Raw genomic sequence first — 18235 nt, forward strand, 5'->3', positions numbered from 1 at the left:
TATTTTTATGAATTCAGTCGTTCAAATTGCAACGCGAAAAAGCCCTTTAGCTCTTTGGCAAGCGCTTACAACTCAAAAATTATTAGTTGATTTAGGTCTAAATGCAGAGATTTTCCCTGTAGTAACAACAGGGGATAAAATGCAAAAATCTCAACTTGCTGATGTACATCTTAATTCAGACGGACAAAATCATTTAAATACAGGTAAGGGTCTTTTTATTAAAGAAATACAAGAAGCACTTTTAAATGGGCAGGCACAAGTTGCTGTGCACAGTATGAAAGATCTTCCTGTAACTCAAACAAATGGATTAAGTATTGTGTCGGTTTTACCAAGGGCTGGTGCACGCGATTTTTTAATACTTTCTCCCATGGTTATTGAACAGTTGGGTTTAGATAAAAAATCAGATTCTGATCTTAAAAAATTACCATTCCAAGAACTAAAAGCACTCTTGTTGTCGAGTTCTAAATTCTGTGAGAATGTAATTGGAACAACAAGTTCTAGAAGACAAATGCTTTTTAGAAAGTATATAAAAAAAGATCTCAATCTACAGATTTTGCGTGGAAATGTAGATTCGCGACTCAAGCGCCTACGTAATAATGAATTTGCAGCTATTGTGTTAGCTGAAGCTGGCCTTGAGCGTCTCGGACTTTTATCAAATAGTGATATGTTTCCTCTCCCTTTGGAGACCTTTATTCCTGCCACTGCTCAAGGTGTTATTGCAGTTGAGATAGCAGATACCAATGAAGACTTAAAAGAACAAATTGCACAATTGTGTTGCCATAAAACTGCTTTGTATGCAGCTGTGGAGCGGTTGGTTTTGTTTTTACTAGATGGAGATTGCCATTCTTCAATTGGTATTCATTTAAATGAGTACTCTTTATTTATTATCTGTGCACGTGATGGAAAATCGTGTGAAACAAAAATTATTTTAAATAAAAAAGATATGGATCAACTTAAAATAATTTTTGAAAAAAATCAGTTTATTTATTCTTCTTTTTTTAAAGAGCTCTGCTCTTCTGTTTTTGCTCAAAAAATTCACAGTATATTATTAAAAAATAACTTTGCTGAAGTCAGTGAAGTGAATTCAATTAAATTTTGAAAGTGTAAGGAATGGAGAATAAAAATCAGGTCATTCATATTGAGTGTGGAGTGCTAGGTGATGTTGCACGTAATTCTTCACATTTTTTTTGGCCTGTTTTTCAATTCAAAATTTTACAGACGAATTGGTCTCCTCCTCAAAATGAAAATTTTTCTATTATTTTTACAAGCAAAATTGCATTAAATTCTTTTTATTCTCATGTTTTACCAAAGTATACATGTAAGAATTTTTGGAATAATTTAGTCTCAATTTGCGCTGTTGGCAATAATACAGCTGAGCTTGTAAAAAAAACTTTACCCGATTATTTTTTTAAGCAAACTAAAGAAGTTTTTTCTCCATTACAAAAAAATGGGCTGCAACCTATACTTTTAAGAAGAGAGCTCTTTTCAAAGTGTTCTCAGGTGTTCATTTTTACTTCTCAGCTTGGAAAATCATTTCAAATAGTTGACGATATGAAAGATCAATGTCACTTTCAATGTGAAGTGGTTCCTCTTTATACTTTAATTGAAACAAATATTGAATTTAAAGAAACATCTTTCCATACCAAGTTGCAACTTGAAAAGAAATCAAATCAACAATTGGTATTTTATTGTCGTTCAGGACAAATTCTTAAAAGAGTTGTTTCTTTATTGGTTCAACTTTTTAATGTAACCGAAGCGGGTAAGTTACCTTCTTTTGTCTTTTTTTCGACTTGGGAGCAATCTGCGAATGAACTTCTTTTAGAGCTGAATCTAATTGACAGAAAAATCTCTTAGTGACAGTTTTAGGTTGTGTACTTTTTTAATAAAAAGGTCACGTACTTGGAAAGAAGGTATTATTGAGTATTGAAAATACCAAGCTTACTTGAGGTAATAACAAATGAAGCAGTCTGAAAAACTCTGGATCCAAAATCTTGCGAGAGTCAGCCTTGGAAAAACTTTAAAAGCTTCTCATGCTGCGCAGATGATTCAACAATCTGTGAGTGTTTTTTTTGAAGAACTCTGTTCGCTCATGATCAATTACTCTAATTATTTTAATGAACTCATTGCGGAAACAAAGCCTCAAGATTGCAATCGTATCTTTCAAACGAGTCAACCCCGTCCTGGACTGATCGTCCTAAAGGGAGGGGATAAAATGATTATTTCCCTTGAAGGAAAAATGATTCGTGTCAGAACAGTGCAAGTACATATAAATTGCGAAAGAAATTTCCAATCTTACGATTTTGAACCCAAGCAAAATGAAGTGGGTGCGGTTGTTTGGAATTGTATAAATGACGGGCAAATTGTAAACCCACAATTGGTAGCAGAACATTATCTGACTTCTTTTCTTGTGTCAGGTTGTCGTGCTATTTCCCAAACATTACGATTGGTCGCAGTGGCGTCCCATCCGTAAGATTATTTAATTTTTGAGGTTTTTTTTAATGTTGAGTCATGAAGTAAAAGAGCGTATTGAAAATGGGATCGATGGGGCTGAATGCTTTGTCAATGAATTTTCTGGAGGAACTGACCATTATTCAGTCATAGTCATTTCAAATGTTTTCGAAGGGCAAGCCTCTTTAAAACGGCATAGAATGATTATGGATTTATTCAAGGACGAAGTTAACTCGGGCGAAGTTCATGCTTTGTCAATTAAAGCACTCACTCAAAAGCAATGGACAGATGAAAAACAGAAAAGTCTGTCTTCTCAACTCTAAAAAAATGAAGGAGAATCAACTTGAATTCAACTTGGAAATCAAAAATTGAAAATGACGTTAAAAATAACGAAATCATGGTTTATATTCGTGGAACACCGCAAGCTCCTCGCTGCGGTTTTTCAGCACGTGTTGTGCGAGCACTAAGTGAACTGGGTTGTCCTTATGGATCTGAAGATATGGACAGCGATCCTGAACTTTGGGCAACATTAAAAGAAATAAATAATTGGCCAACATCTCCTCAAATTTTTGTGAAAGGAGAGTTTGTCGGTGGTTGTGATATTTTTATTGAAATGTATAAGTCTGGTGAACTTCACGAAAAACTTGGAATTCAGAAATAATTAAAAATAATTGAATTTTTTAGTTCTTGGAGAGTTAGAAAACTCCTGATAGACTTCGCACTAGCGAATTTTCTCAGGAGTTTTTTGTTTATGTCATTAAGAACATTTATCAGAAGTTGTCATTTACCAGTGTCCGTTGAAAAGGCTTTTCAGTGGCACGAAAGAATGGGGGCTCTTGAAAGAATGACTCCCCCGTGGATGCCAGTTGAAATTGTGAATCGTTTAGGTGGAATTCGGAATGACGATTTAATTTCTCTGAAAACGAAAGTTGCTTTTGCTTCATTAAAGTTTTCAATGCGTCACCAAAATTATATTGAAAATAAGCAATTTGAAGATATTCAAGTAAAAGGACCTTTTCAAAGTTGGAAGCACACCCATCTATTTGAGAAAATAGATGAAAAAAAATCAAAAATTATTGATACAATTGAATACTCATTACCTTTAGATTCACTGCTCGGTATTTTTACAAAAAAATTTATTGAAGATAAATTAAATCGGTTGTTTACTTATAGACACCGCACTCTTAAAAATGATCTTTTTTTACACGAAAAATATTCACAAAAAAAATTAAAAATTTTAATTACAGGTTCAAGCGGACTTGTTGGAAGCAGTCTTGTTCCCTTCTTAAAAACAGGTGGGCACACTGTGCTTCGCCTTGTGCGGAGTACAGTTAGTTTAAATGAAAGTGATTGTATTTACTGGAACCCAATTGAAAAAAAATTTATAAATCCTGAATTACTAGACGATGTGCAAGCAGTCGTTCATTTGGCTGGAGAAAATATTGCTGCAGCTAAATGGAGCAATGAAAGAAAACAGATTTTAAAAGCAAGTCGCATTGATTTTACAAAAGATCTCTGCCAAGCCCTTTTGAAATTATCACATCCACCCAAAACATTTATTGCAGCATCTGGAATAGGTATTTTTGGTAGCCGTGATTATGATGATATTTTACATGAAGATTCTAAGCTGGGAGAAGGTTTTCTTGCTCAATTAGCTAAAGATTGGGAAGAGTCTTGTCTCGTTGCTGCTCATGCAGGTATGCGAGTTGTTAACTTAAGATTTGGTTCTATACTTTCTATGGGGGGAGGGGTGCTTAAAAAAATGCACACACCTTATAGACTTTATTTAGGTGGTGTTTTTGGTACTGGCAGACAGATGTTGTCCTGGATTTCAATTACCGATGTACTTGGTCTTATTTTGTTTTCATTGACCAATGAGAGTATTGTTGGTGCTGTGAATGCAGTGGCTCCCCAAGCTGTGACCAATGAGCAGTTTTCTGACTTGCTTGCTCAGACCTTAGATAGACCCAGTTCTGTAAGAATTCCTGAAATTGTTGTAGAAGCTTTATTTGGTGAAATGGGCAGGGAGCTCTTGTTGTCTGGGCAACATGCAAAGCCAATGAAAGCAACTAAAAATGGATATGTATTTTTGCATGCCCATCTTCATGATGCGTTTACTTATTGCTTAGGAATTTAATTAAAATATTTTTTTAAATTCATCTTAAAATAATTTCCATTTTAAAAAATACAATCATTTTAAAAAAAGCCCTCGCTCTGTAAAGTAACAGAGCGAGGGCTTAGCAATTTTGCTATTCGTAATTAAAATTAGAATGAGTACATAGCAGTGATGTATGAGCTTGCTGCATTTTTATTTATTTTATTTCTGCCTGTCCCGTCATAGAAAGCAACTTGATCAGCTGTTTTAAGGTCTGCAACGAGGGCAACTTCAAAAGTATTAACTGCATAACCTACTGATGCTGCATATTGATTGAGCTTATAATTTGATCCATTTGCTTGATTTGCATAAAGGCTTTCTAAATAAGCATATGACACACCATAGGTAAGTCTATCGCCTTTTTGTAGCATACCTGTTAAATAGCCTCCAGTATCACCAGAAAGACCAACCCCAATTAGATTAGAGCTAGTAGAGTCATCAACCGCTACGGGTGCATAGCTGAAACCATCACCATTGGCAGTTGCATTATAAGTCGTGCCGGCTACTTCGCCTTCGTACCAAACTGAGACACCATTGCTAGCAATAACGCCTTTGCTGCCAAAAATTGCGCTGTCATTGTAAAGCATTGAAGCTTCAATGTGCCTGACATCTCTAACTGTTTTTAAAGATTCATCGTTGTTTTGTGATTTTGGAGAGTTAGCTTGTTCTCCGTAAAAAAACTGACCTGTAAGGCTTTTATCGTCATCAAAATTATAAGCAACTTTTGCATTACCAGCAAAACCAACCGAACGACTGAAGGATTTGCTTCCCCAGTTTGTTTGAATTGTATTTGAAATATCGTCTACACCTTTAAAAGGTTCATTTGTGATGTTTTGGGGCGAGAATGCTGAAATATTATTAAATAAACCTACACCAACTTCTGAAGTAAATTTTTTACCTAAAGTAATAGTTTCTTTAATGTAAGCACCGTCTTGGCGGGCATAGCCGTTAGTAGCTATTGCCGCATCTGGAGCAGAGCTGTCAGCTCCACCAATACGAATACCACCCAAAGATAATGTGGTTAAAAAAGTATTTTCCCCACTTTTAATATTAAGTACATCTAAGTTAAGTTGAGCACGACGAATGGTGACTGCACCATCGCCTTGTGTTGAGCTAGTGCTTGATAATGTTTTTGGTTGGTTGCCATTAAATTGAACTTCAAATTGCCCAGTGGCAATTCCGCCAGAAGCTTGAATGCCAAAGCGCACTTTACCAGCACTAAAGTCGGGAGCTGTATTGCGCGTGGAGTCATATAGATTTCCATTTAACTGAATAAGTCCATAGGCTTTTACTAAGTTTTCAGTTGGGTCTTTTTTAAGAACTTCTTTTTTAAGGGCATCAATTTGTTCTTGACTAATTAGTGAGCCACCAGTAGAAGGGCCTGTGTCCATTGCTACTTTTTCACCTTCATTTGTTACTGTGGTTTCTTGAGCAAAAGCAGTGCTTCCAACAAGAGATAGGGCAGATATTGTAAGGGTGCGTATAACTTTTCTTTTCACAAAAAACTCCTTTTGCGAGAATAATTACAGATAACAGAGCAAATAAAACAATAATACTCATAGATAAAAAGGACAAATAACTCGATTTTCGCAAGATATGTGAATAGAGTAATCTTGTCAACTCAATAGCCAGTTTTTTCAGAATTGTTTAAATTTATTGCAATTATATTGAATATGTCTATTGAAATCAAAGGTAAATTAATTCTATTAAGAAATATTAGAAGATTCACGAATTATATTTTGTTGACGGCTTTTTTCGATCTTTTTTATAATGAATATAGACACTTCTACCATAAAATACATTGGTAAAGCTACAAGACACTGACTTATAACCTCTGGTGGGGACAATATAGCACCAATAATAAAACAAGCAAGAAATGCAATTTTTCTATTTCTTATCAATGCTTCAGAAGGAAGAATACCTGCTAAACCGAGCAGAGATAAAAAAACAGGAACTTCAAAAACAGCTGCGAAAATAAGCATGAGTGTTATCAAAGAGCTAAAGTAACTGTCATAAGTGATCATGATAGAAGCATACTTACTGCTCCAACTCAAAGCTTCTTTAAAAAAGTAGGGGATTATAAGAAAAAAACCAAAACACATTCCGCTGTAAAATAAAATAACGCTAGAGGTAAGTGAAAATAGAGCGAGATTTCTTTCTTTTGCATAGAGTGCAGGAGAAATAAATTTCCACATTTCTCGTACTAGAAAAGGGAGACTTGTGACAAAACCAACAAGGAAACAAATTTTAAAGTTCATTGTCATAACTTCAAAAATTCCAATTGAAGATAAATTCTGCTGTATTCCTAGGTTTTGTGCATGCAAAAGAAAGCTGTCATAAGGTCGTTTTAAGAAAAAAATAATGTGTTCCATAAAAATAAAAGAAATTCCTGAGAAAGCAATGAGCCATATGGTTCCACGCAAAGCATGTTTTCTCAGATCTTGAATATGTTCAAACAAAGTCATTTGCTCATTTTTATTTCCTGAAACTTCTTGTTCCCTTTTTGCTTTTCTTTGTAAAGCTGCGTTAAATGCACTCGAAATATATTGAATGGGTCTAAAACCAGTGCTCGCCATTGCTACTTTGCCTCCAGCCAATTGTGACCTTGCCCTATATCAACAAGCATAGGAACTTTAAATATAACAGCATTTTCCATGGCCTCCTTAACAATTTTTTTCACCTCCGTATATTCGGAGTGAGGTCCATCGAAAACAAGTTCGTCATGTACTTGCAAAACAATTTTAGTTTTTAATTGTTTTTTTGATATTTCTTTATGCACTGCGAGCATGCCAAGTTTCATAATATCTGCAGCCGTGCCTTGTATGGGAGAATTTATGGCCATATTTTCTGCGAGTTTTGCTTCAAGCGGATTTTTAGAAAGAATCGCTGGAATAGGGCGAATTCTTCCAAAATATGTGCTTACTTGACCAGTGGAGTGTGCTTTTATTCTCTGTGCATCTAAATATTTTTTTACACCAGAAAAGTTTTCAAAATATTTTTCAATGAATTTTTTTGCATCGCTCAACGGTATTTTTTGCTCTTTTGCTAAGCGTTGTGCACCCATGCCATAGATAATTCCAAAGTTAATTGCTTTTGCTTTACCGCGTTCTTCAGAGGTAACATTTTCAGGACTTTTACCTAATATTTGGGCAGCTGTCTGTCTATGAATATCTGCACCTGATTGGAATGCGGCAAGCATATTTTTATCTTCTGACAAGTGGGCAAGAACTCTAAGTTCAATTTGAGAATAGTCTGCAGAAATAATATTAAATTCAGAACTCGAAGCGCTAAAAGCGGCTCTTACTTTCTTTCCCCAATCGCTGCGGACAGGAATGTTTTGCATATTTGGATCGGAGCTTGAGAGTCTTCCTGTTGCGGTTCCAATTTGATTAAAATGCGTGTGAACTCTTCCTGTGGAGTTTTTAATGAGCTTTGGGAGTACGAGAACATAAGTTGATAATAATTTTGATAGTTCTCTGTGTTGTTGAATAAATGCAACTATAGGGTGTTCTTCAAATTGTTCAAGTACCTTTGCATCGGTTTTGTAACCCTGAGTCGTTCGTGCAAGTTTGCCTTTGTGTCCTAACTTTTCATGTACTTTGAGGTGATCAAAAAGAATATCACCAAGTTGTTTTGGACTTGTTAACTTAAATGGAAAACCAACTGTTTCAAATATTTCTTTTTCGATTGCGATTATTGACGTTTGAATTTCAGCTGCTAAACCACCTAAATACTCAGGGTTGATATGCACTCCATTTCTTTCCATCTCAGTTAAAAGAAGAAGTATAGGCATTTCAATATCAAAATATATTTTTTGTAAATCTGAATTTTCTTTAAGTTTATTTTTGTATCTATACCACAGTCTGAATGTTGCATCGACATCTTCGCAAGCATAGTCAGAGAGATCTTTTAAAGGAACATCGAGCATAGAAGATCGCCCTGTTTCTTTACCGATGAGAGCACTGGTCGGAATTTTTTGAAAGTCGAAGTGTTTTAATGTTAAAAAATCTAAACTAAAACCGCCTTCTGCAGGATTATACAACCAAGCTGCAACCATTGTGCAACAAGCAGGTGAGTTGCCGATTTCTATTCCAAAGTTCTTAAGCTGGTGAAGATCGAATTTTAAATTGTGTGCAACGAGGGGAGCTTTACGTTTTTCAAAAGCATTTTTAAGCCCTTCAACGACATCTTTCACAGTGTATTCAGGTAAGTCTATTTCAGAGCTTAAAAGTGTGCCGCCGTGTAGGTGTGTGTTGTGCGCTGCTACATAATATGCAGTTCCTGTTTCAAAACAAAAAGACATGCCAATGGGAGCGTCTTCAAGAATATCAAGACCTGTGGTTTCTGTGTCAAATGCAAAGAATTCGAGATTCGGATCCATTATTTTTTGGAAAACTTCATTCAATTCTTTTTTTGTAGTCACTAAATGATAATTTTTTGTGTCCCAATCTTTAATATTATTTTTTGTTACTTTAGATTCTGCTTCTTTGCTCTCTGGCTTTAATTTTTGTTTTTTAGCAGCACTTTCATCTTCGATTGAAAAAATATTAGTTTGTATTTTATCAGATTGTTCTTTTTTGTTCTCAACAAAAAGATTTCTCACAAGGCTGTGCATGCGAAGAGCTTCAAATTTTTCTTTTGCAAGTTTGTTACCTTTAAAAGTATCAAACGTGTATCTCAATGAGAGCTCTGAGATATTTAAAGGAACTTCAGTATTAATTGTAACAAGGTAACGAGAAAGCATTGCATCATCTTTATGATTTTCTAACGCAGTTTTTGCTCTTTTATTGGTTATCTTTTCAAGATTTTTATATATATTTTCGACTGAATTATATTCTTGAACTAATTTAGCTGCCGTCTTTTCGCCTATTCCTTTAACTCCTGGAATATTATCTACGGCGTCACCCGCTAGGGCGAGAACTTCAATAACTTTTTCAGGAGGAACTCCAAAATAATCTATGACTTTATCAATATTGACAATGTCATATTCATCACCCTTTTTTAATGAAAAAAGACTAATTTTATCGTTGATAATTTGCATGTAATCTTTATCAGAAGTGACTAAATACACTTCACCATAATGTTCAAAATACTTAGCAAGAGTTGCTGCAACATCGTCAGCTTCGAAGCCAGGAATGGCAAAAGAGGGGAGACCAATTTCTTTGAGTAAATTTTGAATAAGGATAATTTGTGGAATAATATCAGGTGGTGTCTCGCCTCGGTTCGCTTTATACAAGGGATAAACTTCATGGCGAAATGTTTTTTCTTTGAGATCCCAACAAACAGCAAAGTGTGTCGGATTTTGTTCTCTTAATATTTTTATAAAGACTTTTAAAAATCCGTAGACTGCGCCAATTGGTTTGCCATCAGGAGAGGTCAATCTTGATCCCATTGCATAAAAGGAACGAAAAAGAAGTGACATTCCATCGATAATAAAAAAGCGTTGTGTTTGTTGTTCCATGAGTTTTTCCTAGAAAATAAGCAAAAATGATTGAAGACAAAAAGGAAAACCAGTTATTTATTTAACTGGTTTTTCGGGTGCTTTTTCTTCTTGGCTGTGTGAGTGGGGGCGAAGAAGTGGGAACAGAATGGTGTCCTTAATATTTTCGCAGCCACATAAAATCATGGTCAGTCTGTCAATCCCGATTCCAACTCCAGCTATTGGAGGGAAACCGTGCTCCATGGCAGTTAAATATTCTTCGTCAATTGGCATCGCTTCATCGTCCCCATGCTCACGTGCCTGCATTTGTTCTTCAAAGCGTTCACGTTGATCCAGTGGGTCGACGAGCTCCGAATAAGCTTTTACAAGTTCTACGCCATTAACGAGAAATTGAAAGAAATCAACATAGTTTGAGTTTTTACTGTTTCTGCGTGCTAGGGGCGCCATTTCCACAGGATATTTTATAAGAAAGCAAGGTTGAATAAGCTTTGGCCTACTTACTTTTTTGTATAATGAGTCAACCATATTCGCCCAGCTTAAACTTTGAATATCATCATCAAGGCGGATGTTTTTTGCTTTAATTTGTTCAGAGAGCGATTCACGTGTTGTGTATTTTGTGATGTCAATTCCTGAATCTTTCTTAACCAGATCAGAATATTCATGGACAGGCCATTCACCCGAAAAGTCTATTTCTTTTCCGCTAAGTGTTACTTTAACGCTGCCAAAAATTTTCTCGATTAAATCACGCATCATTCCTTCAACGAATTTGCGCATGGTGTCTGAATTCCAGTAAGAAGCATAAAACTCAAGCATAGTGAAGTCTTGTAAGTGAGTTGCAGAAATGCCTTCATTGCGAAAACTGCGAGCAAATTCAAATACTTTATCCATTCCTGCGCCAATGCAGCGCTTTAAGTATGTTTCGCAGGCAATGCGCATGACACATTCAATGTCGAGAGCATTGTGATGAGTGAAAAAAGGACGTGCGAGGGCTCCAGATGGAGTTGTTTGCAATATAGGTGTTTCGACTTCTAAATAGCCGCTGTCTTCTAAATAACGACGGATTGTTTTGACGATTTCAAAACGCTTTTTGAATACATCACGTGACTCTTGATTCATAATTATGTCAAGATAGCGTTGGCGGTAACGTGTTTCAATGTCTTCAATTCCATGATATTTTTCAGGAAGTGTGCGTAAACATTTGTTTAGCAATTGCCAAGAGCCAACCCGCAGGGTGAGCTCTCCTGTTTTAGTAACAAACATTTCTCCTTCTGCACCAATGAAATCTCCAATAGAAACATGGGCAACAAAGTTTTCAAAAACCTCAGGAGCATCTTCGGTTTTACGAACACAAATTTGAACTTTACCACTGAAATCATAAATATGAGCAAAAAGAATTTTACCCATTGTTCTCATTGCGACAATGCGACCTGCAGTGCTGATGCCTTTTGCCCCTTCTTTAAGAGATGCAACTTGCTCAACTGTATGAGTTTTATTGTAATAATCAGCAAGATTATTATTTTCGCGCTGCTCAAGAAATTTAGTTTTTTTAAGTTCAAATATATTGTCTGACATGTTCAAATCCTTCTTTGGGTCTGTAGGTGAACTACAAAAGTCTTCGTAAGTATAGTTATAAATCCAACGAGGACAATACTTGGGCCTACAGGCCAGTTAAAACTGAAAGCAATGAGAATTCCTAAAATTCCTCCGATGAAGCTTAATAAAACAACAATTGGAGAAAAAACACTCCGAGGCTGATAAATAATTGTTGGTAAAGTAAGGAGTGCTGAAATCATCAATCCGCCCACAGCAAAAATTCCTGAAAGAATGGCAAAGGTCATTAGGAAAGGAAAAAGTCGATCTAATAACTTGACTTTAAAACCAACAATTTCGGCAAATTCTGGATCAGATAACCATGCGTCCCAATGTTTTCTGAGTGATATTATAGAAATAAAAACGATAATTAATGAGAATAGAAGGACATAAAGGTCATTTGCACCTAAAGTTAATACATCACCAAAAAGAATACTTTCAGGGTCAATACGGGTGCCTTTATTGCTTGAAATTGCAATTATCCCTATAGCAAAAAAGGACGTCAGGCAAATAATAGCGGAGGCATCGGGGGGAATTTTAAGAGTTTTTAGAATCCATTCAGAAATAAAATTACCTATAAAAGCTGTGACTGTCGCTCCTATAAGCACACAAGCCCAAAATGGAAAGCTTGAAAACTTTGCTATTATTATTCCTGCTATAACTCCTGGAAACACGAGATGAGACAGTGTGTCGCCTAAGTAAGCTCTTTGTTTAAGAACAACAACAGGGCTTAGGCATCCGCACATAAGTGTTATCAACACTGTAGCGATAAGAGCAATTTGAGCAAATTCAAACTCAAATGTTTGAATAAGATTTAAAAAACTAGGAGGCATGAATTCTTTAACCTTTTTTTTAAATAAATACTACAGAAGTCTCTTGATCATGTCTGCGTGTGAATGTAATTTTCCCAGAAATATAAGATGTAAAATTTTCAAAATGATGATCTATCATAAAAATACAAACCTTTTTTTCTTTTGATAAATCATAAAGAGTGTCCATGAGTTGTAATTGACAGCAGCTGTCAAGACTTGCAAGAGGTTCATCCAAAAAAAGCATTTTAGGTTTTGAAATAATGGCTCGTGCAATCATCGCTCGTGTTTTTTGGCCACCACTGAGTTCGTGAAAACTTCTATTTTCATAACCAGATAGTTGCCATTCTGATAACATACCTAAAATTTTTTGAACGTCAGCACTTGTCGTTTTATGTTTTGGGCCAAAGCCTTGTTTTACAAAGTCTTGAACAGTCATGTGGAAATAGCGGTTCACAGCATGAAATTGGGGAACATATGCTATGCCTTGAGAAATATCGTGTTCAGTGGGAATTGGTTTATTATTAATACAAACTTTTCCTTGTAGTGGCTGAATAAGACCAAGCCATGTTTTTAATAATGTGGATTTTCCGCATCCATTTTGGCCAATGACTGCATATATCCCAGGTTGGTTTACCTCACCTGAAAAAGGGTGAATGAGGGGGCATTTATTAGGGTAGCCAACAACCAAGTTTTCCCAGCTCAAGTAGCTCATAGTATTTCCAAATTAGTAAGAATATTAATTCTTTAAAGCATTAAGAATCGTTTTAACATTTACTTGCCACATCCCAATTATGGTGTCTGCGTTCGAACCTTTCTTTCCTAAAGAATCTGTGTAGAGTTCACCCCCAATTTTAATACTGGTTTCGTGAGCAATAGATTGTATATTGCGCATGTTGCCGGTAGATTCAAGAAAAATAGCTTTCACATTTTCTTTTTTGATATTTAATATGATATTTTTCAAATCTTTCGACGTGGGCGCAGAATCATCAGAAACTCCTGTGATACTTAATATTTTAAATCCAAATTCATCTGAAAAGTAACCTAATGCATCGTGATTGGTTGCTAATATTCTTTGTTTTTCAGGAATTTTTTGAATTTCTTTTTTGAGTAAATTCACTTCTCCATCAATTTTTGACAAATAGTTTTGCGTACATTTCTCAATGACTTCTGCTTCGCTTGGTTTCAAATCTTTTAATAATATAGATATTTTTTTAAGTGCTAGCTTTGTTAACTTGGGCGATTGCCATATGTGAGGATCAAGTTCCAAATGTCTGTGCTCATGATTGTGATCTTCTTCATTGTGTTCGTGATTGTGCGTATGGTTGTGTTTTGAATTAGGATCTAGCTTTTTAAGTTTCATATCTTTGCTGAGCTCAAGCCAAATTTGTGTTTCACTTTTAGGGATTTTTTGAATCCATTCTTCTAAACCAGCTCCTATAAAAATGATGACTTTAGATTTTGCTATACTTAGACGGTTTTGGGGTGTCATATGAAAAATATGGGGATCAACGCCTAAGCTGATAATGCTATTTGTTGCAAACGAATTTGAATTACAACTTGCTTGTTGAACGAGCTCTTTAATATAAGGTAACGATGTTTCAATTTTTATCTTATCGTTTTGAGTGTCTGCAAGACAGATATTTGGAAAAGATAAAAAAGCAAATGAAAATAATTTTACGAGAGTGTGTTTCATGTTCTAATACTAAGTCCATCAATGAGAGAGTTTCTGTAAGCTTTTATAGCAGGAATATGACTAATTAATGCCGATAAAATAACAACGAAAATTAAATAAAGGTATTCATGAAAACTTAAAGCAGTAAGTGAAATTAAAATTCCTAAGTTTTGCAAAAGAAGAGATTGAATACATGCAACAAAAAAGTAACAGAAAAAAACTCCGAATAAACAGCCTGAGAAGCTTAAAAAAATAGCCTCCGCAACAAGTAGATGAACAATTACGATTCTTCCTGCTCCAATAGCACGTAAAATTGCCATTTCTCTTCGTCTGCTTTCCAGAGAAGTATAAAGTGAAACCATCATGCCTATGAGTCCAATAATTACGACAAAAATTGAAACAATTTGTAGAGCTGTTTCTGCATAACTTACTGTTTCCCAGAGTTGACTTAATGCAACTCCTGGAATCACGCCCATTATGGGTTCTTTTTTATAATTATTAATTTCACGTTGCAAACTCAATGAGCTAATTCTTGAATTGGCACCAATTAAAAAAGACGTGATTTGTTCAATTTTAATATCTTCCTTTTTAATTTTTTGAGTATTTGCATTTTTTTTATTTATTGCTGGAACTCCATTTTGCCAATCAATATGTATAGCTTCCATACCTTCGAGAGTAATGAATGCGGCTCTATCAATTGGGGTGCCTGTTTCTTTTAGAATAGCAGTTACTGTGAAAGGTTTATCCTTATGTATTAATATTCCTAAGCCTTCACTAATGCCGTGTGTAAGAGCAATGTTATCGCCTAATTTTAAATTCTCTTTTGTAGCCATTTCAGCCCCAAGAGCGACATCATAAATGTCATTGGGTGTGTTACCTTCTTTAAATTCGATTTTTTTGTTGCCAAAAAATTGATAATGTAAATAAAAATTTTGATCTGTTGCGATAACACGATGCCCATTATAACTATCCCCCAGCGAAAATGGAATTGTCCAAGCGACATCAGAATTATTTTTAAAATGATTGTATGTGTGCCAGGATATATTATTGGTGGCATTGCCCATATGAAACACGGTATATAGTAAAAGTTGTATTTCACTTCCACGAGCTCCAACCACTAAATCTGTTTTACTAATTGTATTTGAAAAACTTTCTTTAGCACCTTGTCTAACTCTTTCAACTCCTAAAAATAACATGATACTCATTGCAATTGAAAAAATTGTTAATAACGTAGATATTTTTCTATTCCATAAAGATTGTGAAGCGATTTTGAAAAGGTAAATCATAATTTTGCTCGATTTATATCTGGAAGTGCAATATGACGTGGAAAGAATTTCATTAAACTTTTATCGTGACTCACAAAAATAAGGGTTGTTTTTTGTGCTTCACATTGTGAAAATAAATTTTCTAAAAACAATTCTCGCGCATCTGAATCTAAAGAGCTTGTTGGTTCATCAGCAATAATTAATTTGGGAGATCCCAGTAAAGCCCTTGCAGCGGCCACTCTTTGTTGTTGGCCAACAGAAATTTCATTCGCTTTTTTTGTCAGAATATTATCAATATTTAATGCTTTAGAAATTTCTTTGCATTTAATAATTAAGGATTTTTTGTCCATATCTTCTCTACGCTTAAAATTAAGTTTACAAGGTAATAGAATGTTATCAAGCACATTTAAATAAGGTATTAAATTAAACATCTGAAAAATATATCCCATTTGAGATCCGCGAATAGAATCTTTTAATGAGTTTTTTGCTCCAATAAATTCTGTACCAAAAATTTTGAGAGAGCCTTCTTTTGCTGGGATAATTCCTGCAAGTATGCTGAGTAAAGTGGTTTTTCCGCAGCCACTTGGACCATACAAAAATATTTTCTCGCCTTCATTAACAGTAAAATCAGAAATGTCTAAAATATTTTTTTCTTTTTTATAAGAATATTTTAAATTTTTCAATTTAATAATTGGATTCATAATTGAATATAGCCTTTGTCTTTTGAAACAGTAACAGAGGTTTGCTTTTTATCGCTATTAAGTTGAATAATTGCTTTTTGAACTTTAGGAAAATAATTTGTAAATCCAAAGCTAATTTTTGAACCAGTAGCATCTTTATTACATTTAAATTTAAATTCTGCCTGAAAATTTCCATGTTTTCCATGTTTTCCATGTTTTTTATGGTCAGATTTTTCTTCAATAGCATCATCTTCGTCATGTTCATCATCATTGGGATCTACAGCAAATGGATTTATTTTCTCTCCAGTAATAGAGCATTCTAACGAAGGATCAAAGCGAACAATTTGTAGAATATTTTTTTTGATTTTTTCGCTGGCTATTTTAACATTCTTTTTTTCTACGTCTGTCTTTGCTTCGTGCTCAAAATTATAAATACTTTCACTTGGAACTTTAATGTAGATTGTTCCCTCTTTATCCTGTAAAGCAATATCGATCTTTGCAGTACCATGTTCATGTGCTCCAAAGGCATAAGCAAAAATTGAAGTCATTCCTAATAGAATGGGAAGAAATATTTTATGTATATTCAAAAACATTTGAGACCTCCATGGGGAAAAGTTACAAAAAAAATTGCCTAAGCATTTTACCCGAGTGCACTCTTTCATAATTGCAAATATTTTGCAATATGTAGAGAGTTTTTCTAAAGGAAGCGAAACTATGAATTCTCGTAACCATGAACATAACTATAGTCACGCCCACCATGAAAAGGGTTGTAATGGAAAATCTTTCTATGACATAGCTGTAAGTTCTTTAAAAGATTCAAAATATCGTATCACAAAACCAAGACTTGCCGTTATAGAGTGTTTAGCAGATTCTAAAATTCCGCTTTCACCTAAATGTATATTTGAGAATGTTCAAAGAAAAAAAAATCTTAATGTCGATCAGGTTTCAGTTTATCGCATACTAGAGACGCTAATGTTACTTGGCCTTGTGCATCAAGTTTTTCCGTCTGGAGAGTATTTGTCGTGTAGCACACAGTGTGAAACGAATCCCAATCACATCATGCTCAATTGCACTCAGTGTGGCAAGGTAGAAGAGATTCATTTAGAGTGGAGTTTTATTTATAAAATATTTGAAAGAATAAAGACATTATCACAATTTGAACCTAAAAAACATATACTGCAAATCGATGGAATATGCTCGCAATGTCAATAAATGAAAATGAAAATGGAAATAAATATATTTTGGTTTATACAGAGTCTGGTAAACCTACATTCAAACATATAGCAACAAGTGAAACATTGCATGGACAGGTTGGCCCTTATGAAGAAGCTCAATCTCTTTATGTTGAAGGTTCTAACATTCTTAATAAATGCGGGGAATGCGTAGTTTATGATGTAGGGATGGGCTGTGGCGCACAGTTGATAGCTATGTTCCATGCTTTTTTTATAAATAGATCTTTATCAAAATTAACTGTCGTGAGTTTTGATCTTGAAAAAGAAGGGCTTGTTTCGTTATTAAAGAATAAAGAATTATTTCCATATATAAATAAATTTAGTCATTTATTACCAATGTGTATTGAAAAAGATTCGATTAAATATGTTTTAGATGATGAAAGAATTTTTGAATGGATTTTTATTCAAGGTGATTTCGTCAAAACAATTTCGAGTCATGCAAAATATCCTCTAGCAGATATTATTTGTTATGACTTTTTTTCTCCTGTAAGTCATTCTCAGTTATGGACATATAATATTTTTGTACATTTAAAAAAATATGTTAAAGAGTCTTCTTGTTTTATAACATATTCTTCAGCAACATGTGTAAGAGCATCTTTACTTGCTGCTGGATTTTATGTTGGTTTAGGTATTGCAAGTGGTAAGAAAGCGAATTCTACATTGGCTTCACCAACTCCTCATATTCTAAATGATTTACTTCCTCCCCAATGGAAAATGCGTTTTAAAAGATCTCAAGCTCAGTTTTCATTAAGTGAAACAGACGTAGCAAAAGCCATTATTGAAAAGAATGTCTCAACCCATCCTCAGTGGTTATTGTAATTTATATTTATCAATAATTTATATTACTGATTTAATTTTGACATTCTTTTTTTTTAACCACCAAAATTTATAATAAAATATATTGAGATTTTTGTAATGGACTCAAATTTTTGCGGAGGAGG

At 34.5% G+C, this 18235-nt stretch carries 18 protein-coding genes; 8 read left to right on the forward strand and 10 right to left on the reverse strand.

All coding sequences use genetic code 11. The features are described 5' to 3' along the window. Positions 1-7: 7 nt before the first annotated feature. The 6 genes from GCL57_RS00665 to GCL57_RS00690 all read left to right on the forward strand — a co-directional run bounded on the left by GCL57_RS00665 (position 8) and on the right by GCL57_RS00690 (position 4585). A complete protein-coding gene (locus GCL57_RS00665) occupies positions 8-1099 on the forward strand; it encodes a hydroxymethylbilane synthase (protein WP_152211328.1) in 1092 nt (363 codons plus the stop codon). An 11-nt stretch (positions 1100-1110) separates the two neighbouring features. Continuing rightward, entirely contained in the window at positions 1111-1854 is a 744-nt protein-coding gene (locus tag GCL57_RS00670; RefSeq protein ID WP_152211329.1) for a hypothetical protein, read from the forward strand. A gap of 103 nt (positions 1855-1957) precedes the next feature. Then, positions 1958-2470: a hypothetical protein gene (locus GCL57_RS00675; protein WP_152211330.1), complete on the forward strand. Its 513-nt coding sequence runs from the start codon at positions 1958-1960 to the stop codon at positions 2468-2470. Positions 2471-2498: 28 nt separating this feature from the next. Continuing rightward, positions 2499-2771 (forward strand): BolA family protein, encoded by a 273-nt coding sequence (locus GCL57_RS00680; RefSeq protein WP_152211331.1) that lies wholly within the window; start codon positions 2499-2501, stop codon positions 2769-2771. 20 nt (positions 2772-2791) lie between these two features. After that, a complete protein-coding gene (locus GCL57_RS00685; protein WP_211363198.1) occupies positions 2792-3109 on the forward strand; it encodes a glutaredoxin family protein in 318 nt (105 codons plus the stop codon). 90 nt (positions 3110-3199) lie between these two features. After that, positions 3200-4585: a TIGR01777 family oxidoreductase gene (locus GCL57_RS00690; protein ID WP_152211332.1), complete on the forward strand. Its 1386-nt coding sequence runs from the start codon at positions 3200-3202 to the stop codon at positions 4583-4585. A 128-nt stretch (positions 4586-4713) separates the two neighbouring features. Here GCL57_RS00690 and GCL57_RS00695 read toward each other — a convergent pair whose 3' ends face one another. The 10 genes from GCL57_RS00695 to GCL57_RS00740 form a co-directional block, all read right to left on the reverse strand. Beyond that, entirely contained in the window at positions 4714-6102 is a 1389-nt protein-coding gene (locus GCL57_RS00695; RefSeq protein ID WP_152211333.1) for a hypothetical protein, read from the reverse strand. Between the two features lie 207 nt (positions 6103-6309). Next, a complete protein-coding gene (gene tatC / locus GCL57_RS00700) occupies positions 6310-7200 on the reverse strand; it encodes a twin-arginine translocase subunit TatC (protein WP_152211334.1) in 891 nt (296 codons plus the stop codon). Next, positions 7182-10064, reverse strand: coding sequence for a DNA polymerase I (polA, locus tag GCL57_RS00705; RefSeq protein WP_152211335.1), 2883 nt, complete (start codon positions 10062-10064; stop codon positions 7182-7184). The genes tatC and polA overlap by 19 nt, the downstream gene beginning before the upstream one ends. 57 nt (positions 10065-10121) lie before the next feature. Continuing rightward, positions 10122-11615, reverse strand: a complete 1494-nt coding sequence (gene lysS / locus GCL57_RS00710) for a lysine--tRNA ligase (RefSeq protein WP_152211336.1) — start codon at positions 11613-11615, stop codon at positions 10122-10124. A gap of 2 nt (positions 11616-11617) precedes the next feature. Beyond that, the gene (locus GCL57_RS00715; RefSeq protein WP_152211337.1) at positions 11618-12466 is read right to left on the reverse strand and encodes a metal ABC transporter permease; all 849 of its coding nucleotides are present in this window, start codon (positions 12464-12466) and stop codon (positions 11618-11620) included. Positions 12467-12485: 19 nt separating this feature from the next. Continuing rightward, positions 12486-13157, reverse strand: a complete 672-nt coding sequence (locus tag GCL57_RS00720) for a metal ABC transporter ATP-binding protein (protein WP_152211338.1) — start codon at positions 13155-13157, stop codon at positions 12486-12488. 24 nt (positions 13158-13181) lie between these two features. After that, a complete protein-coding gene (locus GCL57_RS00725) occupies positions 13182-14138 on the reverse strand; it encodes a metal ABC transporter substrate-binding protein (RefSeq protein ID WP_152211339.1) in 957 nt (318 codons plus the stop codon). Then, positions 14135-15403 carry an ABC transporter permease gene (locus GCL57_RS00730; protein WP_152211340.1) on the reverse strand — a complete coding sequence of 423 codons (1269 nt, stop codon included), beginning with the start codon at positions 15401-15403 and terminating at the stop codon, positions 14135-14137. Before GCL57_RS00730 ends, GCL57_RS00725 begins: the two co-directional genes overlap by 4 nt. Next, positions 15400-16083: an ABC transporter ATP-binding protein gene (locus GCL57_RS00735; protein ID WP_152211341.1), complete on the reverse strand. Its 684-nt coding sequence runs from the start codon at positions 16081-16083 to the stop codon at positions 15400-15402. The genes GCL57_RS00730 and GCL57_RS00735 overlap by 4 nt, the downstream gene beginning before the upstream one ends. After that, positions 16080-16655 (reverse strand): ZrgA family zinc uptake protein, encoded by a 576-nt coding sequence (locus GCL57_RS00740; protein WP_161597523.1) that lies wholly within the window; start codon positions 16653-16655, stop codon positions 16080-16082. The genes GCL57_RS00735 and GCL57_RS00740 overlap by 4 nt, the downstream gene beginning before the upstream one ends. 121 nt (positions 16656-16776) lie before the next feature. Here GCL57_RS00740 and GCL57_RS00745 point away from each other — a divergent pair, with 121 nt between their 5' ends. Further along, on the forward strand, positions 16777-17274 hold the full coding sequence (locus GCL57_RS00745) for a Fur family transcriptional regulator (RefSeq protein WP_152211343.1): 498 nt from the start codon (positions 16777-16779) through the stop codon (positions 17272-17274). Beyond that, complete coding sequence (locus GCL57_RS00750) at positions 17265-18113, forward strand: MnmC family methyltransferase (protein WP_161597524.1); 849 nt, start codon at positions 17265-17267, stop codon at positions 18111-18113. The genes GCL57_RS00745 and GCL57_RS00750 overlap by 10 nt, the downstream gene beginning before the upstream one ends. Positions 18114-18235: the final 122 nt, after the last annotated feature.

The sequence above is a fragment of the Fluviispira multicolorata genome, assembly GCF_009208585.1.
Taxonomy (GTDB): Bacteria; Bdellovibrionota_B; Oligoflexia; order Silvanigrellales; family Silvanigrellaceae; genus Silvanigrella; species Silvanigrella multicolorata.

Coding starts and splice junctions, on each gene's coding strand:
- GCL57_RS00665 (WP_152211328.1), top strand. CDS start 8: ATGAATTCAGTCGTTCAAATTGCAACGCGAAAAAGCCCTTTAGCTCTT.
- GCL57_RS00670 (WP_152211329.1), top strand. CDS start 1,111: ATGGAGAATAAAAATCAGGTCATTCATATTGAGTGTGGAGTGCTAGGT.
- GCL57_RS00675 (WP_152211330.1), top strand. CDS start 1,958: ATGAAGCAGTCTGAAAAACTCTGGATCCAAAATCTTGCGAGAGTCAGC.
- GCL57_RS00680 (WP_152211331.1), top strand. CDS start 2,499: ATGTTGAGTCATGAAGTAAAAGAGCGTATTGAAAATGGGATCGATGGG.
- GCL57_RS00690 (WP_152211332.1), top strand. CDS start 3,200: ATGTCATTAAGAACATTTATCAGAAGTTGTCATTTACCAGTGTCCGTT.
- polA (WP_152211335.1), bottom strand. CDS start 10,064: ATGGAACAACAAACACAACGCTTTTTTATTATCGATGGAATGTCACTT.
- lysS (WP_152211336.1), bottom strand. CDS start 11,615: ATGTCAGACAATATATTTGAACTTAAAAAAACTAAATTTCTTGAGCAG.
- GCL57_RS00715 (WP_152211337.1), bottom strand. CDS start 12,466: ATGCCTCCTAGTTTTTTAAATCTTATTCAAACATTTGAGTTTGAATTT.
- GCL57_RS00720 (WP_152211338.1), bottom strand. CDS start 13,157: ATGAGCTACTTGAGCTGGGAAAACTTGGTTGTTGGCTACCCTAATAAA.
- GCL57_RS00725 (WP_152211339.1), bottom strand. CDS start 14,138: ATGAAACACACTCTCGTAAAATTATTTTCATTTGCTTTTTTATCTTTT.
- GCL57_RS00730 (WP_152211340.1), bottom strand. CDS start 15,403: ATGATTTACCTTTTCAAAATCGCTTCACAATCTTTATGGAATAGAAAA.
- GCL57_RS00735 (WP_152211341.1), bottom strand. CDS start 16,083: ATGAATCCAATTATTAAATTGAAAAATTTAAAATATTCTTATAAAAAA.
- GCL57_RS00740 (WP_161597523.1), bottom strand. CDS start 16,655: ATGTTTTTGAATATACATAAAATATTTCTTCCCATTCTATTAGGAATG.
- GCL57_RS00745 (WP_152211343.1), top strand. CDS start 16,777: ATGAATTCTCGTAACCATGAACATAACTATAGTCACGCCCACCATGAA.
- GCL57_RS00750 (WP_161597524.1), top strand. CDS start 17,265: ATGTCAATAAATGAAAATGAAAATGGAAATAAATATATTTTGGTTTAT.